This window comes from Lacicoccus kunmingensis DSM 17847, from assembly GCF_059568765.1.
The window spans coordinates 34,058-61,056 of sequence record NZ_JCANUC010000012.1; the positions used below are offsets into that span (position 1 = coordinate 34,058).

At 42.2% G+C, this 26,999-nt stretch carries 27 protein-coding genes; 16 read left to right on the forward strand and 11 right to left on the reverse strand.

Annotated features, from left to right (window positions below):
• The first annotated feature begins 27 nt into the window (after window positions 1-27).
• The 3 genes from dhaK to dhaM are packed head-to-tail and all read left to right on the forward strand — an operon-like array spanning window position 28 to window position 1,945.
• The gene (gene dhaK, locus BO48_RS11435; RefSeq protein WP_496367581.1) at window positions 28-990 is read left to right on the forward strand and encodes a dihydroxyacetone kinase subunit DhaK; all 963 of its coding nucleotides are present in this window, start codon (window positions 28-30) and stop codon (window positions 988-990) included.
• A 10-nt stretch (window positions 991-1,000) separates the two neighbouring features.
• Window positions 1,001-1,579, forward strand: coding sequence for a dihydroxyacetone kinase subunit DhaL (gene dhaL, locus BO48_RS11440; protein ID WP_496367582.1), 579 nt, complete (start codon window positions 1,001-1,003; stop codon window positions 1,577-1,579).
• 3 nt (window positions 1,580-1,582) lie between these two features.
• A complete protein-coding gene (dhaM, locus tag BO48_RS11445; RefSeq protein ID WP_496367583.1) occupies window positions 1,583-1,945 on the forward strand; it encodes a dihydroxyacetone kinase phosphoryl donor subunit DhaM in 363 nt (120 codons plus the stop codon).
• A gap of 425 nt (window positions 1,946-2,370) precedes the next feature.
• On the opposite strand, the gene BO48_RS11450 is transcribed toward dhaM, so the two are convergent.
• On the reverse strand, window positions 2,371-2,928 hold the full coding sequence (locus tag BO48_RS11450; RefSeq protein ID WP_496367584.1) for a sugar O-acetyltransferase: 558 nt from the start codon (window positions 2,926-2,928) through the stop codon (window positions 2,371-2,373).
• A 119-nt stretch (window positions 2,929-3,047) separates the two neighbouring features.
• On the opposite strand from BO48_RS11450, the gene BO48_RS11455 reads away from it, so the two are divergent.
• Window positions 3,048-4,319 carry an amidohydrolase gene (locus BO48_RS11455; protein ID WP_496367585.1) on the forward strand — a complete coding sequence of 424 codons (1,272 nt, stop codon included), beginning with the start codon at window positions 3,048-3,050 and terminating at the stop codon, window positions 4,317-4,319.
• A gap of 84 nt (window positions 4,320-4,403) precedes the next feature.
• Here the strand turns inward: BO48_RS11455 and BO48_RS11460 are convergent, their stop codons facing one another.
• Window positions 4,404-5,339, reverse strand: coding sequence for a CorA family divalent cation transporter (locus BO48_RS11460; RefSeq protein WP_496367586.1), 936 nt, complete (start codon window positions 5,337-5,339; stop codon window positions 4,404-4,406).
• Window positions 5,340-5,482: 143 nt separating this feature from the next.
• Here BO48_RS11460 and BO48_RS11465 point away from each other — a divergent pair, with 143 nt between their 5' ends.
• The 9 genes from BO48_RS11465 to BO48_RS11505 all read left to right on the forward strand — a co-directional run bounded on the left by BO48_RS11465 (window position 5,483) and on the right by BO48_RS11505 (window position 12,468).
• Entirely contained in the window at window positions 5,483-5,701 is a 219-nt protein-coding gene (locus tag BO48_RS11465; RefSeq protein WP_496367587.1) for a heavy-metal-associated domain-containing protein, read from the forward strand.
• Between the two features lie 167 nt (window positions 5,702-5,868).
• The gene (locus tag BO48_RS11470; RefSeq protein ID WP_496367588.1) at window positions 5,869-6,519 is read left to right on the forward strand and encodes a Crp/Fnr family transcriptional regulator; all 651 of its coding nucleotides are present in this window, start codon (window positions 5,869-5,871) and stop codon (window positions 6,517-6,519) included.
• Between the two features lie 167 nt (window positions 6,520-6,686).
• Complete coding sequence (locus BO48_RS11475) at window positions 6,687-8,330, forward strand: BCCT family transporter (protein WP_496367589.1); 1,644 nt, start codon at window positions 6,687-6,689, stop codon at window positions 8,328-8,330.
• 69 nt (window positions 8,331-8,399) lie between these two features.
• The gene (locus BO48_RS11480) at window positions 8,400-9,503 is read left to right on the forward strand and encodes an ABC transporter substrate-binding protein (protein ID WP_496367638.1); all 1,104 of its coding nucleotides are present in this window, start codon (window positions 8,400-8,402) and stop codon (window positions 9,501-9,503) included.
• A 9-nt stretch (window positions 9,504-9,512) separates the two neighbouring features.
• Complete coding sequence (locus BO48_RS11485) at window positions 9,513-10,079, forward strand: carbohydrate ABC transporter permease (RefSeq protein ID WP_496367590.1); 567 nt, start codon at window positions 9,513-9,515, stop codon at window positions 10,077-10,079.
• A 24-nt stretch (window positions 10,080-10,103) separates the two neighbouring features.
• Complete coding sequence (locus BO48_RS11490) at window positions 10,104-10,400, forward strand: carbohydrate ABC transporter permease (RefSeq protein WP_496367591.1); 297 nt, start codon at window positions 10,104-10,106, stop codon at window positions 10,398-10,400.
• Between the two features lie 29 nt (window positions 10,401-10,429).
• On the forward strand, window positions 10,430-11,245 hold the full coding sequence (locus BO48_RS11495; protein WP_496367592.1) for a carbohydrate ABC transporter permease: 816 nt from the start codon (window positions 10,430-10,432) through the stop codon (window positions 11,243-11,245).
• A 93-nt stretch (window positions 11,246-11,338) separates the two neighbouring features.
• A complete protein-coding gene (locus tag BO48_RS11500; protein WP_496367593.1) occupies window positions 11,339-11,827 on the forward strand; it encodes a CHAP domain-containing protein in 489 nt (162 codons plus the stop codon).
• Between the two features lie 29 nt (window positions 11,828-11,856).
• On the forward strand, window positions 11,857-12,468 hold the full coding sequence (locus BO48_RS11505; protein WP_496367594.1) for an FMN-binding negative transcriptional regulator: 612 nt from the start codon (window positions 11,857-11,859) through the stop codon (window positions 12,466-12,468).
• A gap of 120 nt (window positions 12,469-12,588) precedes the next feature.
• Here the strand turns inward: BO48_RS11505 and BO48_RS11510 are convergent, their stop codons facing one another.
• From BO48_RS11510 to BO48_RS11530, 5 genes are all read right to left on the reverse strand, one after another.
• Complete coding sequence (locus BO48_RS11510) at window positions 12,589-13,257, reverse strand: hypothetical protein (protein ID WP_496367595.1); 669 nt, start codon at window positions 13,255-13,257, stop codon at window positions 12,589-12,591.
• A gap of 19 nt (window positions 13,258-13,276) precedes the next feature.
• Entirely contained in the window at window positions 13,277-14,140 is an 864-nt protein-coding gene (locus tag BO48_RS11515; RefSeq protein ID WP_496367596.1) for an ATP-binding cassette domain-containing protein, read from the reverse strand.
• Window positions 14,127-14,510 (reverse strand): GntR family transcriptional regulator, encoded by a 384-nt coding sequence (locus BO48_RS11520; protein WP_496367597.1) that lies wholly within the window; start codon window positions 14,508-14,510, stop codon window positions 14,127-14,129. The genes BO48_RS11515 and BO48_RS11520 overlap by 14 nt, the downstream gene beginning before the upstream one ends.
• Before the next feature lie 127 nt (window positions 14,511-14,637).
• Window positions 14,638-16,158 carry an ABC transporter permease/substrate-binding protein gene (locus tag BO48_RS11525; protein WP_496367598.1) on the reverse strand — a complete coding sequence of 507 codons (1,521 nt, stop codon included), beginning with the start codon at window positions 16,156-16,158 and terminating at the stop codon, window positions 14,638-14,640.
• A complete protein-coding gene (locus tag BO48_RS11530) occupies window positions 16,155-17,111 on the reverse strand; it encodes an ABC transporter ATP-binding protein (RefSeq protein ID WP_496367599.1) in 957 nt (318 codons plus the stop codon). The genes BO48_RS11525 and BO48_RS11530 overlap by 4 nt, the downstream gene beginning before the upstream one ends.
• Before the next feature lie 208 nt (window positions 17,112-17,319).
• Between BO48_RS11530 and ric the strand changes: the two genes are divergently transcribed.
• The 3 genes from ric to BO48_RS11545 all read left to right on the forward strand — a co-directional run bounded on the left by ric (window position 17,320) and on the right by BO48_RS11545 (window position 21,827).
• Window positions 17,320-18,033: an iron-sulfur cluster repair di-iron protein gene (gene ric, locus BO48_RS11535; protein WP_496367600.1), complete on the forward strand. Its 714-nt coding sequence runs from the start codon at window positions 17,320-17,322 to the stop codon at window positions 18,031-18,033.
• Between the two features lie 150 nt (window positions 18,034-18,183).
• On the forward strand, window positions 18,184-21,144 hold the full coding sequence (fdhF, locus tag BO48_RS11540) for a formate dehydrogenase subunit alpha (RefSeq protein ID WP_496367601.1): 2,961 nt from the start codon (window positions 18,184-18,186) through the stop codon (window positions 21,142-21,144).
• A complete protein-coding gene (locus tag BO48_RS11545) occupies window positions 21,144-21,827 on the forward strand; it encodes a helical membrane plugin domain-containing protein (RefSeq protein WP_496367602.1) in 684 nt (227 codons plus the stop codon). Before fdhF ends, BO48_RS11545 begins: the two co-directional genes overlap by 1 nt.
• A gap of 70 nt (window positions 21,828-21,897) precedes the next feature.
• Here the strand turns inward: BO48_RS11545 and nrdG are convergent, their stop codons facing one another.
• The 4 genes from nrdG to BO48_RS11565 form a co-directional block, all read right to left on the reverse strand.
• Window positions 21,898-22,428 carry an anaerobic ribonucleoside-triphosphate reductase activating protein gene (gene nrdG, locus BO48_RS11550; RefSeq protein ID WP_496367603.1) on the reverse strand — a complete coding sequence of 177 codons (531 nt, stop codon included), beginning with the start codon at window positions 22,426-22,428 and terminating at the stop codon, window positions 21,898-21,900.
• Complete coding sequence (gene nrdD, locus BO48_RS11555) at window positions 22,425-24,275, reverse strand: anaerobic ribonucleoside-triphosphate reductase (RefSeq protein ID WP_496367604.1); 1,851 nt, start codon at window positions 24,273-24,275, stop codon at window positions 22,425-22,427. The genes nrdG and nrdD overlap by 4 nt, the downstream gene beginning before the upstream one ends.
• A gap of 138 nt (window positions 24,276-24,413) precedes the next feature.
• Window positions 24,414-25,835, reverse strand: coding sequence for a pyridoxal phosphate-dependent decarboxylase family protein (locus tag BO48_RS11560; protein ID WP_496367605.1), 1,422 nt, complete (start codon window positions 25,833-25,835; stop codon window positions 24,414-24,416).
• Between the two features lie 98 nt (window positions 25,836-25,933).
• Window positions 25,934-26,926, reverse strand: a complete 993-nt coding sequence (locus BO48_RS11565; RefSeq protein ID WP_496367606.1) for an FUSC family protein — start codon at window positions 26,924-26,926, stop codon at window positions 25,934-25,936.
• Between the last annotated feature and the right edge of the window lie 73 nt (window positions 26,927-26,999).

The following is a 26,999-nucleotide window of genomic DNA, read 5'->3' on the forward strand; positions in this document are numbered from 1 at the left end:
AATAACATTATGAGGGGGAGCTTAATTATGAAAAAACTTATTAATGACCGTGAACACTTTGTAAATGATATGCTGGCCGGATTAAAATACAGTGATCCGAAAATAGATATCATTGAGGAAAACGTTGTTGTAAGGAAAAATAAAAAAGAATCCGGCGTCGCATTGGTTTCAGGCGGAGGAAGCGGGCATGAGCCGGCACATGCAGGATATGTTGCAGAAGGGATGCTGGATGCAGCAGTATGCGGTGAAGTATTTACGTCGCCGACACCTGATAAAGTGCTGTCAGCCATTAAACATGTGGATAACGGCGACGGCGTACTTCTGATTGTAAAAAACTATGCCGGTGATGTGATGAATTTTGATATGGCTAAAGAGATGGCTGAAGCAGAGGGCCGCAAAGTTGAAACAATCATAGTCAGCGATGATGTTGCAATAGAAGACCCGGAACTGCGCAGAGGTGTTGCAGGCACTGTGCTCGTTCATAAGTATGCCGGATATCTATCAGATAAAAAGCAAAGCTTAAATCAAATTAAAGATGACATTGAAAAAATGATGACCTCTTTATTTTCCATCTGCATGGCGCTGCAGCCGTGCATGGTACCGACAACCGGTGAATATGGTTTCGATCTTGGCGAAGAAGAGATGGAAATAGGCATAGGAATCCATGGTGAAAAAGGGATATACAGAGAAAAAGCTGAAACAGTCGATAAAATTACTGACAGACTTTTATCCGAGCTTTTCAAATATAACGATAATAAAGAATTGATTTTAATGGTCAACGGCATGGGCGCCACTCCTTTGAGTGAATTATATGTCGTTACAAAAAATGTTATGGAAGCATTGGAAGAGAAAGACATAAAAGTGACAAAACTATTTGTCGGTGATTATATGACAGCACTGGATATGCAGGGCTTTTCACTCACTGTTTTAAATCACGAGGAGCATATAGTCAGTGCACTGAATGCACCGACTGAATCCACTCACTTTTAAGGAGGCAATTATGGATAATAGTAAACTTTTGGCCCGCCTGCAAAAATTACAGGCAGTCTTCATTGAGAAAGAATCAGAGCTTACTTCTCTTGACCGTGAGATAGGCGACGGCGATCACGGGGTTAATATGAAACGCGGATTTAATGCTGTAAAAGAAAACGTCAAAGAGGGCAGTACAAAGGAGATACTCAAACAGACAGGTATGACACTTATGAGCTCCATCGGTGGAGCCAGCGGCCCGCTTTACGGCTTCAGCTTTGTAAAAATGAGCGAAGCGGCCAAAGATGAAATCGATAAAGAAAATTTGATGCAGCTACTCGACATCTTCGATCAGACGGTCAGCTCAAAAGGTAAAGTGACCGGTGGGGAGAAGACGATGTATGATGTCATCTCCAAAGCCAGAAAAGTTTTTGAAGAGAGCGGCAGTTTGAAACTTGATGACCTTCAAAAGCTCGCTGATGACACTGAGGATATGATGGCGACAAAGGGCCGCGCTGCATACTTTAAAGAAAAGTCCAAAGGAACAATAGACCCCGGTGCACAGAGTGCAGTTTATATTTTAAACGCCTTTGATTTAGAGGAGGAGTAAAGAATGACAGAAATATTGATTATCAGCCATAGTAAAGATATAGCATCAGGCACTAAAGCACTGATTGAACAGATGGCTGAAGGTGTGACAGTACATGCATCAGGCGGTGTCAACGGCAGCATCGGTACCAATATCGGACAGATCGACCATATGCTGGCTGAAGTGAAAGATGACACAATCTGCTTTTTCGATATAGGTTCCAGTCTGATGAACCTGGAAATGGCTGTTGAGATGTATGAAGGTAAACACAATATCCATATCGCCAACGCACCTATTGTTGAAGGCAGTTTTTTAGCAGCCGTCGAAATAAGTATCGGTAAAAACCTCGACGATATTATGGACAAATTGAGTGAGATGGTTAAATAAACATTGATTGGACAGCATTAAACCAATTCTAAAATTTAAAATAACGCCATGTGTTACAACAAGGTAACGCATGGCGTTATTTTTAAATTCTGTCATTTCACAGGGCCTGTAAAGCCTTTAAAAACAGCTTTCTGGATATGGTGCTTTCATAGATTGTACAATGAATATAGTATTAAACGACAGACCAGGAAGGTGATATCATGATTTTAAGAGCAATACTCGGCACTCTCGTATTCATCTTTTTCATTATCCCTTTTATCAATAGAATTCGAAAAGAACGTAATGAAAATAAACGGGTATCAAAATGGAGTATTTTCTTTATTGTTTTTGCTGCTCTTATCTGGATTTTTCTTATGCTGAGCATAATCATTCAAATGACCTGATCCAGCAGCATCCGGTGTTCATTCATACATCCGGTGCGATTTTCAGTCTATTTCTCTGATCACTTTACATGGTACGCCCGCAGCCAAAACATTATCCGGCATATCCTTAGTGACGACGCTCCCTGCGCCTATAACCGAACCTTCGCCGATTGTAACGCCCGGCATTACACTCACGTTGCCGCCCAGCCAGACATTACTTCCAATAGATATGGGCGATGCTTTTTCAAGCCCTTTGTTCCGGTCTTCTGCGTCCAGAGGATGGCTGGCCGTATAGAAGCCGCATGATGGCCCGACAAAGACATTGTTGCCTAAAGTGATCTCTGCACCGTCCATAAAATAATTATTTATATTGATAAAAACATTTTCACCGAGCTTTACATTGTAACCGTAATCCGTCATGAACGGGCTGGCCACCTCTGCATTTTTAGGAATATACCCAAGCAGTTCTACGAGTATTTCCTGTCTCCGTTTCTCATCACTCGGTTTGGTCTGGTTGAAATCATGGCATAAATCCTGCGCTTTCAGCCGTTCTTTCAATAAGTTCTCATCATAGTTCGCATCATACCATTCATTGGCAAGCATTTTATCTTTTTCATTCATAGCCGAATCCTCCAAAATTTCTTTGCATCCATTTTAATCTTCAGGACAACATTCTCAAATATAAAAAGTAAATGATATACTTTATTATAAGTATAAATATCATATGTAGGGGTGAAATGATGGAACAGCTTCAAAGTCAACTGATAGACTGGCGCAGAGATTTTCATAAGTATCCCGAACTCGGATTTTTGGAGATGAGAACAGCTTCAATTGTCGCTGATACATTGGAAAAACTCGGATTTGATATTCTTTTAGGCAAAGAAGTCATGGAGCCTGCTTCATGTATGGGGAAGCCGGGAATAGATGAGACCCGGTCTCACCTAAAATGGGCGAGAGCACATGGAGCAATTGAAAAATATCTGCTGCGCTTCGAAGAAGGTTATACGGCAGTGGTGGGCGTTCTTGACACCAATACACCGGGGCCGACGGTTGCATACAGAGTGGATATGGACGCATTGCCTATCTACGAAAGTGAAAATGATGATCACCTGCCGAATCAAAAAGGCTTCCGGTCCTCCAACAACAATATGCATGCCTGCGGCCACGACGTCCATACAACTATCGGCCTCGGCCTCGCTCGGCTCATCAGCGAAAACAAAAAAAATATACGTGGCAGAATAAAATTGATTTTTCAGCCCGCTGAAGAGGGTGCACGCGGGGCAAAATCGATGGTGGATGCCGGAGTCGTGGACGATGTCGATTACTTCATCGCTTCACATATAGGACTCGGTGTGCCTTTCAACCATTTCGTCGCATCAAATAACGGCTTTCTGGCTTCTTCCAAGCTCGATGTTAAGTTTACGGGGGTGTCCTCCCATGCCGGCGGCCATCCTGAAGAAGGTAAAAATGCAATGCTTGCTGCAGCTGCCGCAGTTTCGAATCTCCATTCCATACCAAGGCACGCAGACGGGGTCACCCGTGTCAACGTCGGGGAATTACACTCAGGCAGCGGGAGAAATATCATCCCTGATACAGCCGAGCTGAAAATGGAATTACGCGGAGAAACTACTGCACTCAACGAATATATGAAAATCTATGCTGAAGAAATTATAAAAGGTGCAGCTTTGATGCATCAGGTGGAATATGATATCGATCTCGTCGGCGAAGCAATCGGGGCTGAAGGGTCTCCGGAACTTGCAGAAGTACTGAAGAATAGTGCTGACAAGACCGGGCTGATCAGTATTCTGGAGGATAATTCCGCCGCCGGCTCTGAAGATGCAACTTATTTTATGGATGCAGTACAAAAACGGGGCGGCTATGCCACATACTGCGTCTTTGGCACCAAACTTGCTGCCGGTCATCATAATGAAAAATTTGATATACATGAAGACAGTATAATGACCTCTGTCCAAGTATTATTCGATAGCGCAAAAGCATTGACTCATGAGTAATAAAAGAACTCTTTCAGAATTTGTATCTGAAGGAGTTCTTTTATTGAAACGTATTAATCATGATAGATTTTTTACACTATTGGATTACATCCAACCTTTACTTTTAAAGAAAATCAGCATGGATACGCTGATTCCCAGCATAATGCCCAGCGTTATGAAATAACCGAAATTCCAACTGAGTTCCGGCATGTTTTCAAAGTTCATGCCATATATACCTGTGATCAAAGTCAGCGGCAGAAATACCGCCGAGATAATGGTCAATACATTGATTATTTTATTCATTCGGTATGTATTATACGACATATAATTATCCTTTATCTCATCAATCATTTCTTCAGTGAATTGAATGATTAATTTTTGCCGGTCTATTTTTGTATCGACCTTATTTAAAATATCCTCACTTCTTTCACTTTCCAGTATGTCATCATGTTCTTTAAACTTTTCCACCAGCTCTTCCATTGGAATGATGACACGCTTAACTTTAAATATTCTCTGTTTCAGCTCAAATATTTCAGAAGTAATATCTTTTCCCTTAGCATCACCGACATGTCTCTCTTCAAATAAAATGACTTCATCTTCTATCTCGTGAACAATATCAAAGTACTGATCAATTGTCTTCAGTAAAATATGAAGCGCAATATCAATTTCCAAGTCATCATTTTTATCTTTTATTATTCTTTCTACATCTATAAATTGTCTGAGGGAGCCGTTATGAAACGTTATAATAACGTCCTGCATCACACAGATATTGACAGGGTGTGCTTCAAACGTTTCCTGATTGATGACATGGCAGATCAAAATCTGATAATCATCATTTTTATAATAGGATGGCCGGTAATTTTTACTTGTTTCATCTTCAAATATATCATCATCAAAATCATGATTACTTTTCAACTTTTCTTTATCATCCAAGCTGTCGTAGTCGTACCAGGTGAAAGTGGCATGCTCCGGTACATGTTCTTTATTTCCCGCTTTCTCAATCTCATTATTTTTAGATATATACTGGATGGAAAGGCTCATCATTATCACCTCTCAATTATAATACCCGAATATCATCATAAAATTCACTTATCATTTCTTGATATAGATCAATTTTTTATAATCGTTAAGGCTTTATAATCAAAATAATACAGAAATCAAAGCATTCAGGAGGGATTCAGGTTATGAAAACTAATTTGAGAACAGATGATTTAACATGTCCGAGCTGTATTAAAAAGATTGAAACAGGCATCGGAAAAACGGAAGGCGTCAGCGGTGTCAATGTAAAATTCAATTTGAACAAAGTCACCGTCGAACATGATGATACAGTTACAGGGGAGTCTTTGAAAAATACCATTGAAAAATTGGGTTACCCTGTTAAATCGGTTAAAACATCCGCTTAATCCATTGTACGGAACAATTATAAAAATCCGGTCCTGCCTAAACAGCACTTCATCGCTTGAGTGCTGTTTTCTTCACTTTATCTATGCCGCCGGTATAATAGAAATTGATACGAATCGTTTCGACGCTAAAGAAGGGTTTTAAATGGACTGTATAAGGAGGATATTTAATGGCTAAACTACGAGGTCATCAACTCTGTGTCAGCAAAGTGCCCATTTTCAGCCATCTTGATGATGATGAATTACATGAAGTGTTCAGTAAAATTAACCATAGACACTTGAATAAGGGGGATTACCTGTATATGGCAGGAGATCAGAATGAATCTCTGTCAGTGCTGCACGCAGGTAAGGTAAGAATTTTCAGACTCAATGCTGAAGGTAAAGAACAACTGGTCAGAGTACTTGATCATGCGGATTTCACCGGAGAAATTTCACTCTTCAATGAAGATAATATACATGAGTCTTATGCTGAAGTTCTGGAAGATGCAGAGGTCTGTACAATTAACAGGCAGGATATTTATGGCCTTATGAAAAAGTATCCGAATATCAGTATAAAAATTATTGAGAGTTTCGCTGAACGCCTCAATGAATCTGAACTGCTGACGACAAACATCTCATTACTCAGCAGCAACGAACGGCTTCAGGAATATATCAGAACCCATACCCAGGCTGATCAGCTGAATTTAACTATGACTAAGAAAGATCTCGCATCCTATTTAAGTATGCAGCCGGAGACATTGACCCGTAACTTCAAAAAGTTGGAGGATGAAGGTCTGATTAAAAAAATAAATAATAAAACTTATGAAATTATAAGTGTATAACTTGTTAAACACACTCAACTGATGGGTGTGTTTTTATTTCTCACTTCTGAGATTATAATGCATGGTATAGGGAATTAATAAAATACTATGGTTGAAAATGTAAATAAACACTGATAGTATCAAAAACGTTGTTGTCATTTAAGATGATTTGTACACAATATAATTTTATGCAGAGGGGGAAAAATTCTTTGGAAAATAATAAAACAAACGGAAAGTTATCAAAAGTGTTTGTTTATGGAGTAATTGTCATCGGTATCGTTGTTTTATCAGGTGCATTATTCCCAGACAGTTTTGGTGAGATTTCCAGTTCGATTTCAGGTTGGATCACTGATTATTTTGGTTGGTACTATATGATATTGACCACCTTACTCGTATTTTTCTGTGTATTTTTATTACTCAGCCCCATTGGAAAATTAAAGCTGGGTAAACCGGAGGAAAAGCCGGAATTCCATACTGTTTCATGGCTGGCTATGCTGTTCAGTGCCGGTATGGGTATCGGTCTCGTCTTCTACGGTGCTTCAGAGCCCATGTCACACTATGTAGCACCGCCGAGTACCGAGCCGGAAACACGTGAAGCAATGCTTGAATCCATGAGATCTACATTTTTACACTATGGCTTCCATGCATGGGCAATGTACGGGGTTGTTGCTCTTGCACTTGCCTATTCACAATTTAGAAAAGGTGAAGTCGGTTTACTTTCAAAAGTACTCCGTCCGTTATTCGGTGACCGGGTAGATGGCCTTCTCGGCATCATTGTCGATGTAATGGCTGTATTTGCGACTGTTGTCGGTGTAGCTGTTTCCCTCGGTATCGGTGCAATGCAGATTAACGGCGGTTTAAATTACTTATTCGATGTGCCTGTGAACACATTCGTGCAAGGCATCATCATTGCAGTTGTCACTGTGCTGTTCTTAATGAGTGCATGGTCAGGCCTGAGCAAAGGTATCCAGTACTTGAGTAACTTGAACATGATTTTAGCAGCTCTTCTATTTATAGTGATTCTTATCGTCGGGCCGACGATTTTAATTTTAAATATGATGACGGCGGGCACGGGACAATACCTGGGCACTTTCCTGATTCAGAGTTTTGATGTCGCACCATTAAACCAGCAAAAGAGTGACTGGATGAGTACATGGACAGTCTATTACTGGGGCTGGTGGATGAGCTGGAGCCCGTTTGTAGGTATTTTCATTGCCCGTGTATCACGCGGCCGGACTATCCGTGAGTTCGTGATGGCTGTATTATTCGTACCGACACTGATCGGTATCGTATGGTTCAGTACATTTGGCATGACAGGTGTCTCTGTTGGACAGAGCGTCCCTGAAATCTTTGAAATGCCGGCTGAAACGCAGTTATTTGCTGTATTCGATCAGCTGCCTATGGGAGTACTCCTGTCACTGATTGCATTATTACTTGTATCTTCATTTTTTGTTACATCAGCAGACTCCGCTACATTTGTTATCGGTATGCAGACGTCCTATGGATCTCTTACACCGAGCGGAATCATTAAAGTTATATGGGGTATTTCCCTGTCATCCATCGCTTTCGTTCTTTTACTGGCAGGCGGGGAAACCGGATTAAATGCCTTACAGTCCGCCGCCATAATTTCGGCGTTACCATTCAGTATCGTCGTCATACTGATGGTCGTATCGTTTTATAAAGATGCAAACGCGGAACGTAAATATTTCGAACTGACGATCAGTCCGAACAAGCGGCGTTATGAAAACTATGTCAAAGGTTCTGCAAAAGAGTATGAAGAAGAACTTGAAGATTATAAAAAGAAAGCAAAAGAAGATCCTCCTGGTATTTAATGGAGGGGATCCCGGTACATTGGCGTGCCGGGATTTTTTATATTAGAATTATAAAAAACGCAGGATGAAATTGAAGTTAGGCACACTTACACATCGTGGGGAGATATCTGGACAAAAAACCTGGCTGCGATTGCAGCGGGCGATCCGCCGGATGTCATCATCAACGATATCATGACCGTGGCCCTGCGTGCCGATGAGGGACAGATCGAACCGATTACGGAGTATGTGAGTGATGACGTGAGCGGCAGTTTCTACGATCAGATGATGGAGGCCGTGATACATGAGGATGAGATTTATGCTCTGCCGTTCAACACTGATACACAGATTTTATTTTACAACAAAGATATATTTGAAGAAGTCGGACTTGACCCGGAACACCCGCCTGAAACATGGGAAGAATTGAACGAATATGCTGAAATGATGGATCTCCAGGAAGGCGGTACGTATGAACGCATCGGCTTTTACCCTTTGATTGGCGCGGGAACGGATGTCTGGGTACTTAATGCACTTGGAGAAAATTATTTACAGGAAGATGGAGAAGTGCTGATAGACACACCACCCGTCCATGAGACTTTCAACTGGATCCTCGAGGCCCAGGACAAATACGGGCAGGACAAAATTACAAGCGTCAATTCACAATTTGAAAATGCTCAGCAGGATCCATTCATGGCAAGTAACATCGGCATGATGGTTCAAAATGCAAACTACTATGTGCAGCTGCGTGATTTTTCCGAAAATCTGAACTTTGGTGTCGCGCCACTTCCGGAGCGTGAACCGGACAGCGGCAATACCTCATGGGGCGGCGGATTTGTCGCCGAGGTGCCGGCGGGTGCCAAAAACCCTGAAGCTTCATATGAATTCATAGAATTCCTGACAAACCATGAATCTCAGCTGTACTGGGCCGAAATGAACTTCGACCTGGTCGCCCATGAAGAAGCCGGCAACAGTGCAGATGAAAGCAAAGAATTCAATGATACCGGCCGTGAAGTCTATACTCAGATGATTGATAATATGGACCAGACACTTTTGACACCCCAGCCGGTGATCGCACCGGATTATGCAGGAACAGTGAACCCGATTTTCGAGTCCATCATCAGTGGCAATACGGATGTGGAGAGTGGTCTCGAGCGTGCCCATTCAGATCTTGAACAGCTGATTGAAGAAAATCAGTAGGTGAAGACCATGAATAAGAGAAAAGAGAATATATTCGGCTATATTTTTATTTCACCATGGATCATCGGGTTCCTCCTGCTCACTCTCGGTCCACTGCTGTTCTCACTGTACGGCAGTTTCACAAACTACAATGTTACATCTCAGATGGACTTCATCGGTTTTGAAAACTATAGTAACCTGTTTTCAAATGACAATCTGTTCTGGGTATCGCTGTATAACACTTTTTACTTTCTAATTTTTTCAGTGCCCCTGACGACGGTCATAGCCATATTGATTTCAACGATGATGAATCAGAATGTGCCGGGAATGAGGTTCTTCAGAACAATCTATTACCTTCCGGCAATATTATCCGGAGTAGGTGTCTACCTGCTTTGGATGCAGCTGCTGGACCCTTCCACAGGCCTGGTCAACCAGTTTCTGGCCTTGTTCGACATCCAGGGCCCCAACTGGCTTTTTGATGCAGACTGGGCAAAACCATCCCTGATTTTCATGAAACTGTGGAGTGCCGGCGGCGCAATGCTGCTGTATCTTGCGGCGATGCAGGGCATACCCAAAACATTTTATGAAGCTGCGTAGATAGATGGTGCGACAAAAGTTCAGATGTTTTTTAAAATAACGCTTCCCATTTTATCTCCGATCATCTTTTTCGATGTCGTCACAAGCACGATAGGCTCATTCCAGATTTTTCAGGAAGCATATGTAATGAGTGCCGATAATGCAGGTGCACCGGAGAATTCATTACTTTTCTACAACTTATATATGTGGATCAGAGCATTCAATCTCTTCGACATGGGATACGCGATGGCAATGTCATGGATATTATTCATCATCGTATTGCTGCTCACTCTTCTCAATTTCAAATTATCGAAAAGATGGGGCCACTATGAGGGAGATTAAAATATGCACAATAATCCGAAGATGAAGTTTTGGAAATCCTTGAACATTGTACTTTTATCGTCGGTGGAATCTTCATGATTGCACCGCTCTTCTGGATGGTTTCAATTTCATTGAAAACTCTTGAAGAGATTTACCAGAGTGATTTTTCGTTCATCCCTGAAAATATCCAGTTTTCAAACTATGTGGAGATTTTTCAAATCGTACCTTTCTTCACATACTTTGTAAACACATCTGTAATCACCATTTTGATTGTCCTCGGCAATGTATTCGTCAATGCTTTTATAGCCTACGGCTTTGCCAAAATAAAATTTAAAGGCCGGGAAACATTATTCATCCTTGTGCTGTCCACTATGATGCTTCCAGGGTTCATCACGTTGATCCCCCAGTATGTCATCTATGCCAATATCGGACTGGTCAACACTTATTATCCATTGATTCTCCCAGCATTCCTCGGCAGTGCTTTCAACATATTCCTGTTGAGGCAGTTCTTTAAAGGTGTGCCGAACAGTATGATAGAAGCAGCTAAAATGGAAGGCGCGAACCATTTCTATATATTCTTTAAAATTGCGCTCCCGATGGTGAAGCCTGCACTGTTTACGGTCGGGATATTCTCATTCAACGGGGCATGGAACGACTTCCTTGGACCACTGCTGTACTTGAATGATGAATCACTTTATACACTTCAGCTCGGCCTGCAGGTCTTCAAAGAACAGAGCTCGACACAATGGAATTATCTGATGGCGGGGTCACTGATGGTTTTATTCCCTGTCATTGTACTGTTCTTCATATTCCAGAAATATTTTATCACCGGTTCCAATATACTGGGACAGACCGAAGAGAAGTAAACTGCAGCTTTTACCACCATTTTTATATCGATTGTTAGTGTTTAAACAATAAATATGATATAAACATAGTAATACTGAGTGAATGGGTGAAATATGAAGAAGATTTTTATAACATTGACCGTCCTTCTCTTCATTGCCGGCGGCTTATTCTATGCTGACAGCCGGTCTGAAGACGGTCTGATTGAAGATATGAAATATATTATTTTGCCGGATCCCATGGCGGATAACTCATATGACGAAGGTGAATGCACCTATTACGTCTTTGATCTGGTAAAGAGTGATTTAAACATGATTGAGAGAAGCTGGGGAGATGCCGAACATTGGGCTGAAAGGGCTGAGGATGACGGCTATACAGTGAACCAGAATCCTGAATCAGGTTCCCTCCTTCAGACGTCAAGAGGGGAAATCGGACACGTCGCATATGTAACAGATGTGAATAATGACAATTCAATTGAAATCACAGAAATGAATTTTTATGAGCCATATGAAATTACGGAAAGAACGATAGATGCAGACAATATTTCTGATTATAACTTTATTCATCCGAAGGAGAATCCACGTCCTAAAGATACACCGGAATAATTCGGTTAAATATAAAGGAGCAGATACATTTGTACATTCCCAAGCATTTTAAAATTGATGATATAGAAGAAATAAAGAACTTTATCATCCACAACGATTTTGGCACAATTATTACCACTGATAACAACAGACCAGTGGCTACACATACCCCAATGATGCTGAACGAAGAAAATGGTGAATGGACAATCACCGGCCATATTTCTAAAGGAAATACTCAATGGCAGACATTTGATGATTACGAAAACACTTTACTTATATTTAAAGGACCGCACGCTTATATCTCATCCACATGGTACGAAGGCGAAAATGTACCTACCTGGAACTATCAGTCCGTTCATTTGTATGGACGGTGTGCCCTGCTCAGTGAAGAAGAGCTTCGGGAAGATCTCGTCAATCTTATTGAAAAGCATGAAGGACAGAGTGAGGGCGGTATGACTTGGGAAAATCTATCAGAGGAATCACAGGCCAAGATTAAAGGAATTGTAGGTTTCAAAGTGATTGTACAGGAGGTCCAGGCGGCATACAAGATGAGCCAGAACAGAAATGAGACGGATTATCAAAATGTAATGGAAGCGCTGGAGGCAAGGCATTCAGGTCATGATAAAGAGATTTCCCGGGAAATGAAAAGAATCAGAGATTAAAGAGAAAGAGGCTGAGACAATCAGCCAATAAAAAATAAGAAAAGCGGTGCATCTTTTTACAGAGATGCATCGCTTTTTTACTAAGGTATCAGAAGCTTTTTGTTCCTCCTTTACCTCTCATTATATTTTTATCACAATATCTTTTACAAAGTAATAGTTCACAGCAATCAGTGCAAAAATCAATCCAATTACGATGATAAGTGTCCCTGTCCCTGGCTTGATTCCAAAGGCGTCCACTATCACTGAATCCATTACCTCAGGGAAGGAACTGCAGAAAATTGTGATGATGATGCCTGCTGCACCGAACCATCCGTTTCTATAAAATCCGGCTCCGATCAGCGTCCCCGCCAAATATGCAAGGTACACCATCAATGTGATGGCCAGCAGGTTCATCGCCGGATGCATTTCAAGCGCCTGGTTTATATGCTCAGTGCCCGCAAACGGAAATAACCCGATAAACAGGCTGATGATAATCATTGCTATCGTCAGCGCCACTGCCATGATTGCACCCGCGTACATATTCGCCTTATAGAACTGCTTTCTTGTCATTCCAAGACCGATTGCCCATTTTATAAACGAACTGCCGATAATGATGCCCATTACAAGCATAAATATTCTGTTTGAGTTTGTCCCCATTGAAAAATAGGAGAGGTTGTCCAACTCTTCGGCACCGAATGCCAGGAACAGTGTGATATAAATGGCGGTGAAAATCGGAATATACCAAAATGCACCAATGACACTGATTATAGATAAATCCATCGTTCCATTTTTGACTTTATTGTTATTCATAATTTCTCTCCTTTCTATTTCAGTCTTCTGTCATATTTATAAATAAGTCCTGTAAGCTCATGGATGAATATGAAATTCTGCCATCGTCGAATATCTTCTCATCTTCTTCCGACGGTGTACCGAGTATGGACACTGCTTTTGTCGGTCCGAGTGTTCTCATATTCACCACTTTTTTATCCCTGATAAATTCATCTATATCGTCTGTACCGCCTGTCACCTGATAGCCTCGTCCTAAAAATTCATCCACAGGTTCATCGACCAGCACTTTACCATGATGAATGACTACAACTTCATCAAACAGATAGTCCATTTCAGAGACGATATGCGTAGACAATACAATCACTCTGTTTTCCCTGTTTTTGGCATTGAGTACCTGGCTGTAAAATCTCTCCCGTGATGGTGCATCCATACCATTGGTCACCTCATCAAACAACACCACCGGTGACATTGTCGCAAGTCCCATGGAAGCATCCACTGCAGCCTGCTGCCCCTGTGACAGTTCCATCATTTTTTTCTTAAGGTTAATATTATATTCATCGAGAAGCGTCAGGGCATAATCCATATCGAATGCAGGCTTATACCTTTTAGCCAGATCAAGATACCCTTCCACTGTGTCCGATTCTTCACTGTAGTCTTCCTGATGCAGGAAATCGACAAGCGGCATGATTTCTTCATTTTCGTATGGGTCCTGTCCGTCGACTGTCAATGTACCTTCAGTTACCTTTCTATATGTCGCAATCAACGACAGCAATGTCGTCTTACCTGCACCATTCCTGCCCAAGAGCCCATATATCATGCCCGTTTCAAACTTTAAATTGATACGGTTTAAAATCTTCTCTTTCTTTATTTTCAAGTCCACATTCTTAAATTCAACGTTTACCATAGTTATCCTCCTTTACCAGTTCAATCAGCTGATTCAGATCATTTTCCGACAGCCCGAGTTTTGACATCTCTTCTATCATCGGTTTCACATATTCATCTTTAAATTTATGTTTACGTTCACTCAACAGTGTATTCCTCGCATCTTCTGCGACAAACATACCGACACCCCTTTTCTTATAAATGACGCCCTGGTCAACAAGCTGGTTTACACCCTTGGCGACTGTCAGATGATTCACTTTAAAAAATTCTACTATTTCATTGGTTGAAGGGATCTTATCGTTTTCAGAAAGTGTCTCATCGATAATCTGGTCACTGATCCAGTCTTTAATCTGTTCAAAGATTGGCTTTCTCTCATTTAATTTTCCATTCAAAGCATTCCCTCCTCGCTATATAGTCATATACCTATGTATATAACTATATATCATAAAGGGTATTTTGTAAACATTTATTTCGGACAAAATAAAAAAACCTTCTCTCAAGAAGGTTTTTCTGCGTATATTATTCTTCTATTAATCCTGCTTCCATCAAGTATTCTTCTGCAACCTCATACGGATCTGCATCTTCTGCGCTGACCTGATAGTTCATCTGCTGCATTTCTTCGTCTGTAATCTGTCCAGCCAGCTTATTTAACGGGTCGACAATTTCAGGATGTTCTTCCAAAAATGAAACTTTGAACATCGGCGCACCATTGTAAGGCGGGAAAACATCCTGGTCGTCTTCCAATGCTATCATATCAAACTGTTCCAGCTCTGCATCTGTCGAGTATGCATCGAGAAGATTAATATCCCCGGCCTCTATCGCCTGATATCTCAGTGCAGGTTCCATCGTACTGACATCACCGAACTCCAGTTCATACACACGCTGAATGGCCGGATATCCGTCTTCTTCACGATCATTGAATTCCAGTGTGAAGCCCGCGCTGATATCATCCTCTATGGATTCAAGATCACTGACCTGCTCCAGCCCATGCTCGTCGGCAAAGTCTTCTTTAACAGCCAGTGTATAGGTGTTATTGAATGCCATCGGTTCAAGCAAAGTCATGTCATACTCCTCTTCGAGGCTCGACTTCGCCTGCTCATAAACCGCTTCTTCTTCCTTCGACTCAAGTTCTTCCTGTGTAAGCTCACCGAGCACAGTTCCTGTAAACTCCAAGTAACCGTCGATATCATCGGACTGCAGGGCATTGAACAGGAATGTCGTTTTACCAAGACCGTCTTCAACATCAACCATATAATCCGTCTCTTCTTCAATCAATATTTTATACATATTCGTGATTATTGAAGGTTCAGCGCCAAGCTTACCGGCAATCGTGATACTTTCTCCGCGTCCCGACAGAAGCGGGGCAACAGCAATCAATAGTAATACAAGCAGAATTGATGCCAATGTGATCAGCATCTTCTTATATGACAACCGCTGCAGTATACGGAGTACGATATCAAAGAATATCGCAAGTAACGCTGCCGGTATCGCACCGATAATGATGAGTGACATATTATTTCTGTCAATACCGAGTAAAATCAGGTCCCCCAGCCCGCCTGCACCGATCAAAGCGGCAAGTGTAGCCGTACCGATAATCAGTACCATCGCAGTTCTGATACCGGCCATGATGACCGGCATTGCAAGTGGAAGTTCAACTTTAAATAACCGGCGTGCCGGCTTCATTCCGATACCTTCGGCCGCTTCTACCAGCGACTCATCCACTTCATCAATACCGGTATAAGTATTCCTCAAAATGGGAAGGAGCGCATAGATGACCAGTGCTATGATTGCAGGTACGGTACCGATACCAAACAGCGGAATCATCAGCCCAAGCAGTGCAAGGGAAGGGATCGTCTGCATTACAGCAGCGATATTAATAACTATCTCAGATATTTTCTTCGTTTTTGTCAGCAGTATGCCGAGCGGTACACCTATGACCACCGCGATTAATAAAGCGATGAATGACAGCTGGATATGCTCTATCAATGCGGTGAACAGATCACCGCTTCTCGACTCCAGTGTACTTAACAGTCTGCTCATTGATGACCACCGCCCTCATCATTGGATAAATACTTGAACAAATCCTGCCGGTTCAGTAACTTACGGCGATCTTTATTTACAACGACCAGCGTATCGTGTTCACTGAAATATTTGAACAACCCATGGATATCCACGTCATGACTCACTTCCGGCATGCCTTCATCCGTGTCTCCCTCTATTTCAGGTGCGCTCCTCACAATATCTCCTGCAGTGGACTGCTTCAGCAGATGTCCGTCGATATCACCGATGAAGTCCCTCACAAAGTCATTTTCAGGCTCTGACATAAATTCTTCCGGTGTGCCGATCTGCTCGACACTGCCGGCGTTGAGCAGACAAATCCGGTCTCCCATTTTCAACGCTTCCTGAATATCATGTGTAACGAAAACAATCGTCTTTTTTATTTTCTTCTGTAGTTCAAGCAGATCATCCTGCAACTTTTCCCTGCTGATTGGGTCCAGTGCACTGAACGGTTCATCCATCAATATTACCGGCGGATCCGCTGCCAGCGCGCGTATAACGCCGACCCGCTGTTTCTCGCCGCCTGACAGCTCACCAGGAATGCGGCTGCGGTACTCTTTAGGTTCGAGCCCCACCATCTCCAGAAGCTCATCCACCCGGGCGTCTATATCTTTATTCGACCATTTCTTCATCTCAGGGACCTGTGCAATATTCTCTTTAATCGTCATATGCGGAAACAATGCAATCTGCTGAAGGACATACCCGATATCCCAGCGCATTTCATACAACGGAAAATCACTGACCGGTTTCTCTTTAAAATATATATAGCCGGTCGTCAATGGGATGAGGCGGTTGATCATCTTCAGGGTCGTAGTTTTACCACATCCAGAAGGTCCGATAATCACAAAGAACTCTCCTTCTTCCACTTTGAAATTAACATCATCTACTGCTAAATTATTGCCATACTTCTTTGAGACATTTTTAAATTCAATCAAAATAAAACCCCCTTTGCCTGATTCTCTTTCCTATTCTCTTAAATTCTCTTTTTCAAACAGTATTTTCCTTTATTATACGCAAAGTGTGATTCATATCATAGATGCATCTTTCATACACTGTACAATCAGAAGAAAGAGTAGGGAGTTCACCAATAGGCTCATCGCTGTAAACTTCCTATACTGAATATGACTATGGGAGAGGATTATATTGAATACAGAACTGCAGAACAGACATGTGGCGGCCATCGTCAGGGAATATCCGAGAACGGCTGATGTTTTCCGAAAAGCAGGGATAGATTACTGCTGCGGAGGAAAAATCTCATTGAGTGAAGCTGTGGAAAGATGTGATTTTGACAATGAAGAAATTTTTCTCGAAGTAGAGAGCAAGGTCAGTCAGGCAGGCAGTGAAGCGGGTCAGATTGATATGAAATACTTATCAATACCGAGCATCATAGAATATATCCAGAACAGATTTCATAAAGATTTAAAGGAAGAACTTGTCAACCTCACACCTTTTGTCGAAAGAGTTGCCGGAAGGCACGGCGGCACCCAGCCTCATCTTATCGAACTGCATGATCTTTTCGAAAAATTCAAAGTCGAAATGATTACACATACAGCCGATGAAGACCTGAATGTTTTCCCGCTGATTGTCAACTATGTCGATGACAGTGAAAATGTTCCGGTGCCGGAAGTAAAAGAAGCCGTCCAGAAACTTGTAGACGAGCATGATACGACCGGTGAAATTTTAATGCGCATGCGTAAAATTACAGACGGATATAAATTACCTGAAAATGCATGCGGCACATATACACTTGTATATTCCCGGCTTGAAGCACTGGAAAAACAGACTTTCGAGCACGTTCATATGGAAAATCATATTCTATTTGAACGAATTGAAGAGCTGATGAGTCAGTACGCATAATTATTTCCATACAACCAAAAACTGTGTATAAGCTTTTTCTGCTGACACAGTTTTTTATTATTCATTATAATTATCGAAATAGTCAAAAAATGTTTTGTTCCCCTCTGACATGGGAATGAGGATATCAAACTGTATGGAAGGAGCTTATATATGGCGGAAGTAAGAACAGAAACAGTGGATATCACGCTGAACGGCGTGGATTTTACCGCACCCAGGCATGGTAGTCTGCTGAAGTATCTTGAATCCAAAGATATAGACATTCCGAGCTTATGTTACCATCCGAGCCTCGGTGCGTTGGAAACATGCGACACTTGTATTGTTAAAGTTAACGGCGAGTTTGTACGTTCATGTTCAACTGACTTGAACAATGGAGATGTTGTGGAAACGGTCGGCAGCGAAGTTCACGAAGCACAATTGATTGCAATGGACAGGGTGATGGGGAACCATGAGTTGTATTGTACAGTATGTGACTTTAACAATGGCAACTGTGAAATACATAATACAGTTAAAGAAATGCGTATTGATCATCAGGAATCACCCCATACAGCAAAAGGTCATGAAATTCAGAGAAATGATTTTTACCGCTATGATCCGGACCAGTGTATTTTATGCGGCAGATGCGTAGAAGCCTGTCAGGATCTTCAGGTCAATGAAACATTATTGATCGACTGGACATTGGATCGTCCGAAAGTGATTTGGGATAACGATACGACAATTGATGATTCTTCATGTGTAAACTGCGGACATTGTGCAACTGTCTGTCCGTGTAATGCGATGATGGAAGTCGGCATGGAAGAGGAAGCCGGTTATTTGACTGGCATGCTCAAAGATTCATTCAGACCAGCAGTCAACGTCACAAAAGAAGTGGAGACCGGATATAATTCATTGATGGTCGTTTCCGATGTTGAAGCTGAAATGAGAGAAGACCGCATCGAGAAGACAAAAACAGTGTGTACTTATTGCGGTGTCGGCTGCTCCTTCGACGTATGGACAAAAGGAAGAGAAATTCTGAAAATTGAACCTCAGGAAGAAGCGCCTGCAAACGGCGTCTCAACATGTGTCAAAGGTAAATTCGGCTGGGACTTCGTCAACAGTGATGAAAGACTGACCAAGCCTCTGATTCGTAAAGGGGACAGTTTTGTAGAATCCACATGGGAAGAGGCACTCGACATCATAGAATCCAAATTCAAAGATAAAATGAAAGAAAACCCGGATAAACTGGCGTTCATCTCTTCATCCAAATGTACAAATGAAGAGTCGTATCTGATGCAGAAGCTTGCACGCGGTGTCGTCGGAACAAACAACGTCGATAACTGTTCAAGATACTGTCAGTCCCCGGCAACGATGGGCTTATGGAGAACTGTCGGACATGGCGGTGACTCAGGAAGCATCACAGATATCGGCATGTCGGAACTGGTCATCTCGATCGGTTCAAATACAGCGGAATCACACCCTGTACTTGCGACACGCGTTAAGCGCGCTCAAAAGCTGAATGGACAAAAAGTGATAGTCAGTGACCTGCGTAAAAACGAACTTGCTGACAGAGCAGACCTGTTCGTCCAGCCGAGTCCGACTACAGACCTGGTGTGGCTGTCAGCTGTCACCAAATACATCATCGACCAGGGCTGGCACGATGAGAGATTCATCACTGATCATGTAAATGATTTTGATGAATATTATAAGACTCTGGAAAAATATACTATGGACTATGCTGTCGAAACAACAGGCATTTCCAAAGGAGAACTCGTTGAAATCGCAGAGTCGATTCATGAAGCGGAAACGACTTGTATTTTATGGGCGATGGGCGTCACTCAGAAGCAGGGCGGCAGTGACACAAGTACAGCAATTTCAAACCTGTTGCTTGCAACAGGAAACTATATGAAGCCTGGTGCCGGTGCTTACCCACTGCGCGGACATAACAATGTACAGGGCGCCAGCGACTTCGGCAGCATGCCGGATCGTTTCCCGGGTTATCAGTTCGTTACAGATGATGAAGTCAGAGGCCGTTTCGAAGAAGGATGGGGCACTCAACTGCCAAAAGAGCCCGGTCTGAACAACCATGAAATGGTGGACTCGATCCATGAAGGCAATCTGGATATGCTTTATCTGAAAGGTGAAGACATGGGCATTGTCGACTCAAACATCAACTATGTACAGGCAGCATTTGAAAAACTCGATTTCTTTGTCGTACAGGATATCTTCTTCTCCAAAACATGTGAATTTGCCGATATCGTCTTACCGGCAAGCCCTAGTTTCGAAAAAGAGGGTACATTCGTCAATACGGAACGCAGATTCCAGCGCCTGTACAAAGTCTTCGACCCGCTTGAAGGCACTAAGCCGGACTGGGAAATCATCACTGAAATCGCAAACCGTCTCGGTGCAGATTGGGATTATGATCACCCGGGTGAAATCATGGATGAAGCTGCGTCACTGACACCAATATTTGCAGGTGTCAGCTACGACCGTCTGGAAGGCTATGACAGCCTGCAGTGGCCGGTAGATGCTGACGGTACGGATTCACCGCTGCTGTTCACTGAAGAGTTCCCGTTCCCGGATGGCAGAGCACGTTTCTATCCTGTGGATTGGACGAAACCGCTTGATTTCGGCGAGGAATACGATATTCATGTGAATAACGGGCGTCTGCTGGAACATTTCCACGAAGGCAACATGACTTATAAATCTGAAGCGATCACAAGAAAGACACCGGAAGTTTTCCTTGAAGTCTCCCATGAACTGGCGGAAGACCGCGGCATAGAAAACGGCTCGATGGTCAGACTCACATCACCATACGGCAGTGTAAAAATGAAAGCCGTCGTAACCGACCGAGTTTATGGCAAGCAGGTCTATCTGCCGATGAACGATGCCGGTGAAGGTGCGATTAACTACCTGACCAGCTCGTATGCAGATAAAGACACAGATACACCGGCATATAAGGAAGTATCCGCAAAAATCGAAGTGCTCGAAAAGAAAGGTGAGAGTCCTTTACCGAAGATTAACCACAGATACGGCAACCCTCAGCCACAGATCGGGGTTAACGTTGAACAGAAGTGGGCACGTAAAGATTATATCTTCCCTGGTGATATCGTTAAGGAAAGAAGGTCGAAAAAATAATGGCAAAACAAACGAAAGTCATTCATAAAATGAAAGTCGACCCTGAAGTCCAGCATGAACGTGATTTGAAAGAACTTGAAAAACTGCTTGTTGAAAATCAGGAACTGCTTGAAAAACTCTTTGATATATTAAACAAACTCGAAGATCACGAAGTACTCAATATGGTCAAAGGCGGCCTTGCTGAAAGCGACAGTATACTGTACCGTCTTTTGACAGCAGTCGAATCTTCAAGTGCGAGCAAATCCATTAAAAATGCATTGTTGATGACCCAGCTGCTTGGTAAGATCAATATGGATGAGCTTGAACCTGTAATTTTAAAAATTAACAACAGTATAGAAGTTGCCTCTGAATATGAGTATCGAAGCAGGAGCAGCGGCTGGCTCGGATTGTTCAAAGTTTTAATGGACCCGCAATTTATAGAAGGTTCGAATGTTTTAACCCAATTTGTCAAAGGGTTCGGTGCCAATGCCGATGACCTTAAGAAAAAGTTCAAAGTTGAGGATTCCATTTCAACATTGAGTGATGAGGCTGAAGGCTATCAGTTATCTAAAGATGAATCACATGTGGATAATAAAAAAACCGGCTCACTCAGGAAAGCCGCCGTACTGGCTGCCGGTACAGGTGTTGCAGGGGCTGCAGCAGTAGCTATCCCGCTTATATTTTCTAAAAAGAAAAATTATTAAAGGTATCGATATAAGAAGAAGACCATGATTTTAAAATTCATGGTCTTCTTTATATTTCTATGGAATTCGTTCAGTCATTAAAATAGATTGTCTTATCACCCGATAGCGACCGCTGCACATCAATAATCCGCTGGTTCAATGATCCCCTGAATGCAAGATTCGGTTGGAATAACTGCTGCATAAACGGTCCATCCACCAAAACATCAATATTATTTAACAGATACTGTCTCTTATTATCATTCTTAAGATACTCAAATACAAAACCGCTCCAGATCCAGATTGTTTTCCGATTGCCAAAGCGTACTCTGAACCGGCTGACAATTCTCTCCGCCAGTTTTAAATTACAAAACGGTTCACCGCCAAGGATGCTTAAACCGCTTATATAATCCGCCGCGCAGTGGGACAGGATTTCTTCAATCATTTCTTCACTGCATACTTCACCGTAAGTAAAATTCTGTGCAGCAAGATTATAACATCCTATGCAGTCAAAGGGACAGCCCGAAAGGTAGATACTGCATCTGACACCTTCACCATCCACAAAAGTTCTTGGCTCCACTTTGGCAATGTGGTAACGCCCTTCATATATCTTTAGTGCATTCATTTTGAATCATCCATATGTTTGACTCTTGCACTGATTTCCTTATGACGGCCTTTTATCGTCGGACGTACAACCGGATTCCCCAGATAACCGCATGTTCTCTTGACGACATCCACTGTTTCTGGATTCTGGTTGCCGCAGTTTGGACATTTGAACCCTGTATCCGTGGTCTCGAAATCACCTTCAAAACCACAGTCAAAACACTGATCAATTGGTGTGTTTGTTCCAAAATATCCTACTTTATCATATGAATAGTCCCAGACAGCTTCCAATGCTTTTAAGTTATGTGTCATCTTAGGATATTCACAATAATGAATAAAACCGCCGCCGGCAAGGTGCGGATAATCCTGTTCAAAATCAATCTTTTCAAACGGTGTAATGTTTTTTCTTACATCATAGTGGAAAGAGTTCTGATAGTATCCCTTATCAGTGATATCTTTTATTTCACCGAATTTTTCATAGTCGAGTCTGCAGAAGCGGTCGGTGAGAGACTCACTCGGTGTCGCATAAATACTGAAGAACACATCATATTCTTCTGTCCACTCCAGCTGATATTTTTTCATTTCCCTTAAAATATCCAAAGTGAATTCTTTCGCTTCAGAATCTGTTTCCCAGTCAGGACCGTAAAATGATGTTGCTGTCTCATACATTCCGATATAACCCATGGACAGGGTACAACGTTTCCCTTTAAATAGACCCATGACGCTTTTTCCCGCTTCCAGACGTTTGCCGAATGCGCCGCTTTTGTAAAGGATAGGACCATTGTCACTGATGACATCTTCAAGACGTTTTAATCTGAAGACAAGAGCATCATGCATCAGATTCATTTTCTGATGGAAATTATTCCAGAAATTCTCCTTGCTGCCTTTCGACTCTATGGAAATCCTTGGTAAATTGAGCGTGACCACACCCAAGTTGGCCCGCCCTTCATTCACACTTTCACCGGTCTCGGGGTCCGTCCACTGCGGCAGGAATGAGCGGCAGCCCATCGGAGTTTTAAAATCGCCAAGCAGTTCCACAATTTTATCGTAATTCAACACATCCGGATACATACGTTTGGACGAGCATTCCAGAGCCAGCTGCTTAATGTCATAGTTTACATCCTCTTTATCGAGGTTGACTCCCTTTTTCAATGCAAACACAAGCTTCGGAAATATAGCTGTAAATTTCTCAGCACCCAGCCCGTCAATCCTCGTCTGCAGCACAGCTTTTTGTACCATTCTGCTGTATTCATCCGTACCGAGTCCGAAGCCGATTGTGACAAACGGCGTCTGTCCGTTTGAAGTATAAAGTGTGTTTATCTCATACTCAAAACTTTGAACAGCATCTTTAATATCTTTCTCCACACGTTCTTTGACATACTGGTCCAGTTTTTCAGGCAGGACGAATTCTTCACCAATTTTACGGTGCTTCCCTTCATTCAGCCTGGCATATTTGCCCAGTGTTTTATCAAAGTGGTCAACGGTTACACCGCCATACTGGCTGCTGGACACGTTGGCGATGATCTGAATAATCTGTGCAGCCGCTGTCTGAACAGATTTCGGTGATGTGACTTTGGCATTCCCCATCTGGAAACCTTTTGACAGCATGCCTTCTATATCAATCAGGCAGCAGTTCGTCATCGCCTGGAACGGATGATAATCCAGATCATGAAAATGAATGTCACCGTCCTGGTGTGCTTCCGCAATATGTTTTGGAAGCATCTTTTTAAGTGCATATGATTTCGCTACAACCCCGGCGGTCAAATCTCTGAAAGTATTGAAAGTTTTACTGTCCTTGTTCGCGTTCTCGTTCACTATTTCAGGTTTATACGTGATTAAACTGTCTAAATTCTTCTCTAATGTTTTCATATCCATCCTCCTGAACACAATATATAGATTTAATAATAAATCTAACACTATATACAGTGTTTCAGGAGGTGATTCTCGTATTTTCATTAAATGGTCATTTCTGACGTTCAAATATGTCGATTATGAGAAAACTCATATTTAAAGACCTTCCACTTCATCTTTCACAAACTCATCAAGGCGTGTCAGTGTATCCATAATATCTTCTTTTGTCGTTTCTGGATTGATGGTACACATGCGGATGACTTTCTGATTATTTAATTCTGTAGTATACGTTACGGCATAACCGGATGCCGCCATTCGTTGCGCGGCATTGGAAAGTATTTTATTATTTTCAATTTCATTTAAATTAGGATGTATATATTTAAAGCTCAAAATCGACAGGCTCGGACGTGATATAATCTTCCAGTTTTCCATCTCTTCAACGCATTCTTCTGTATACTCAGCCAGCTGCTGGCCGTAATCAATACGTGCCCGGAACTGTTCTTCACCGAGTACCTGCAGTGTAATCCACAACTTTACCGCACGGGCGGGGCGTGTGAGTTCCATACCGATCATTTCCGGGTCTATGACGTCGTCATCACTTTGAATATCATCCAGATACTCTGCCTGCTCGCTGAAACTGTTCAGCAGATGCTGCTTGTCTTTAACGATGACCATGGCACAGCTGTATGTCTGGAACAGCAGCTTATGTGCATCCCAGCTGACACTGTCCGCACGTTCAATTCCGGGGAATAAATCCCGTCCTTTCGTTGAAAGCAGGTGGGACAAGCCATAAGCACCATCCATATGCAGCCATAGATCATGTTCCGCACAAACATCCGCCATGCCTTCAATATCATCCACGGCACCTGTATTCGTTGTTCCCGCAGTGCCCACCACCAGCACCGGCTTCATACCTTCTTCTATATCCTTTTTAACCACTGATGACAGCTCATTCACATTCATCTTGAATTCTTCATCGACTGATATCCTTCTTACATTCTCTTTTGGAATACCTGCTGTATGGAACGCTTTGCTCAATGAATGGTGGACCTGGTCGGATATGTAAACAGTCGCATTGTAGAGTTCTTTAGTCGCAATCTTCTCATCACGAGCAGTGACGACAGCTGTCAGATTGGCCATTGAACCGCCGGAGACGAACACACCGCCTGCCGGTTTTATTTTAAAACCAAGTTTTTTTGCAAAGTAGTTGATCAGATTTCTCTCGATGCTGATCGGTAACGTCGCATTCTTAAAATTGGATGCATGAATATTATTTGCGGTCGTTAAAATATCACCCAGCCATGATAATCTCGACCCCGGTCCAGGGATAAATGAAAATGACCGAGGATGGTTGTTACGATGTATGTATTCAAGAATTTCATTATCAAGTTCATTCATAATTTCATAAATGTCACGCCCGATTTCAGGCACTTTCATATTTTCATACTTATCGATCAGACTTTGCGGGGCTCTTTTTGTTGCCGCCATCGTTCCCAGATCCCGTTTCAAATATTTATTGACCTCGTCCGCAATAATATTCTGCAGATCCAGGTCCTTTTCTCTAAATTCCATCACCATAATTTTCACTCCTTAATATATTTTAAATTTATCATACCGGGAAGGATTTAAGAATTAAAAAACTGCCGGAACCTCTTATAAGGTTTCAGCAGCTCTATTTATTTTTTCACATTTGTCACATCTGTCGTTTTATCGTGGTTGATCAGCATTCTGAAAAGGAGGATGATTTCATTCAAAAGATGGGCCTTGAATACCGAATCTTCATCCAGCTCTTTAATACAATCAAATAAGTCTTCCAGAACAGGGTGGTCTACATCAATTTTTGACATATCTTCATCAATGAGAGGAAGTACCTTTTCCAGGGTTTCCATTTCTCTTTGAGTGAATTTCAAGTGCAGGTTCCTCGGTATATAAATTAAATTCCCCACATGAATCAGATACAGTTTGATAAACTGCAGCTCTCTTTGAATTTTATTCAGGTCGCGCAGACCTTCTTCATTGGAACGGTGGTAACTGTATTCATCATGTTGAAACTGCAGCAGCTGTTCGGCTTCATTCATGATTTTCTGTATCGCTTTATAGTTTTTATCCGATTTAGCAGACTGGAATTTTTCATCGGTCAACTCTTTCAAACGTTTGTTAAGCAGTTTTTGAATGTTTTTTTTCGCAGTGGTCGCCAGCTCTTTAATCCGGTCCGTATATTGCGGCGGTAATATCAGATAGTTGATCACCGTGCTTGTCGTCAGGCCGATCATCGTCGTTGCGAGCCTTGAAGTAAAGTGATACAAGTAAGCATCCTGTACTGACGGAATCATTGCAACAGCTGTGATCGCTGCAACGAGCACCCCGTCATACAGTTTCAGACGGTACGTGACCAAAATGGTTAATGTTGCGGCAATTGCATATGTAATTGCACTTTCTCCAAATATGAACAACGACACGACAGCAATGAAAGTACCGATGATTGACGCAGGAAAACGTACATATGCTTTTTTCAGTGAAGCTTTCGCCGTCGGTTCGATGGTGACTATTGCAGTGATTACCGCAAATATGGGCGGCAGATTCAGCCATATACATATCAGGGCAGTAAGAAATGTTGAAATCCCTGTTTTTATAATCCTTTCGCCGAATATCTTTCTCAGTTGCAACATACTATCGACTTCTTTCTAAATAATCTCTTCCTGTAATGATACCAAATATTCAGGCTTTAATGAATTTCTCCAA

Excerpts from the sequence above, each read along its gene's own strand:
- dhaK (WP_496367581.1), top strand. The coding sequence starts at position 28 with ATGAAAAAACTTATTAATGACCGTGAACACTTTGTAAATGATATGCTG.
- dhaL (WP_496367582.1), top strand. The coding sequence starts at position 1,001 with ATGGATAATAGTAAACTTTTGGCCCGCCTGCAAAAATTACAGGCAGTC.
- dhaM (WP_496367583.1), top strand. The coding sequence starts at position 1,583 with ATGACAGAAATATTGATTATCAGCCATAGTAAAGATATAGCATCAGGC.
- BO48_RS11450 (WP_496367584.1), bottom strand. The coding sequence starts at position 2,928 with ATGAATGAAAAAGATAAAATGCTTGCCAATGAATGGTATGATGCGAAC.
- BO48_RS11455 (WP_496367585.1), top strand. The coding sequence starts at position 3,048 with ATGGAACAGCTTCAAAGTCAACTGATAGACTGGCGCAGAGATTTTCAT.
- BO48_RS11460 (WP_496367586.1), bottom strand. The coding sequence starts at position 5,339 with ATGAGCCTTTCCATCCAGTATATATCTAAAAATAATGAGATTGAGAAA.
- BO48_RS11465 (WP_496367587.1), top strand. The coding sequence starts at position 5,483 with ATGAAAACTAATTTGAGAACAGATGATTTAACATGTCCGAGCTGTATT.
- BO48_RS11470 (WP_496367588.1), top strand. The coding sequence starts at position 5,869 with ATGGCTAAACTACGAGGTCATCAACTCTGTGTCAGCAAAGTGCCCATT.
- BO48_RS11475 (WP_496367589.1), top strand. The coding sequence starts at position 6,687 with ATGCAGAGGGGGAAAAATTCTTTGGAAAATAATAAAACAAACGGAAAG.
- BO48_RS11485 (WP_496367590.1), top strand. The coding sequence starts at position 9,513 with ATGAATAAGAGAAAAGAGAATATATTCGGCTATATTTTTATTTCACCA.
- BO48_RS11490 (WP_496367591.1), top strand. The coding sequence starts at position 10,104 with ATGTTTTTTAAAATAACGCTTCCCATTTTATCTCCGATCATCTTTTTC.
- BO48_RS11500 (WP_496367593.1), top strand. The coding sequence starts at position 11,339 with ATGAAGAAGATTTTTATAACATTGACCGTCCTTCTCTTCATTGCCGGC.
- BO48_RS11510 (WP_496367595.1), bottom strand. The coding sequence starts at position 13,257 with ATGAATAACAATAAAGTCAAAAATGGAACGATGGATTTATCTATAATC.
- BO48_RS11515 (WP_496367596.1), bottom strand. The coding sequence starts at position 14,140 with ATGGTAAACGTTGAATTTAAGAATGTGGACTTGAAAATAAAGAAAGAG.
- BO48_RS11525 (WP_496367598.1), bottom strand. The coding sequence starts at position 16,158 with ATGAGCAGACTGTTAAGTACACTGGAGTCGAGAAGCGGTGATCTGTTC.
- fdhF (WP_496367601.1), top strand. The coding sequence starts at position 18,184 with ATGGCGGAAGTAAGAACAGAAACAGTGGATATCACGCTGAACGGCGTG.
- BO48_RS11545 (WP_496367602.1), top strand. The coding sequence starts at position 21,144 with ATGGCAAAACAAACGAAAGTCATTCATAAAATGAAAGTCGACCCTGAA.
- nrdG (WP_496367603.1), bottom strand. The coding sequence starts at position 22,428 with ATGAATGCACTAAAGATATATGAAGGGCGTTACCACATTGCCAAAGTG.
- nrdD (WP_496367604.1), bottom strand. The coding sequence starts at position 24,275 with ATGAAAACATTAGAGAAGAATTTAGACAGTTTAATCACGTATAAACCT.
- BO48_RS11560 (WP_496367605.1), bottom strand. The coding sequence starts at position 25,835 with ATGGTGATGGAATTTAGAGAAAAGGACCTGGATCTGCAGAATATTATT.
- BO48_RS11565 (WP_496367606.1), bottom strand. The coding sequence starts at position 26,926 with ATGTTGCAACTGAGAAAGATATTCGGCGAAAGGATTATAAAAACAGGG.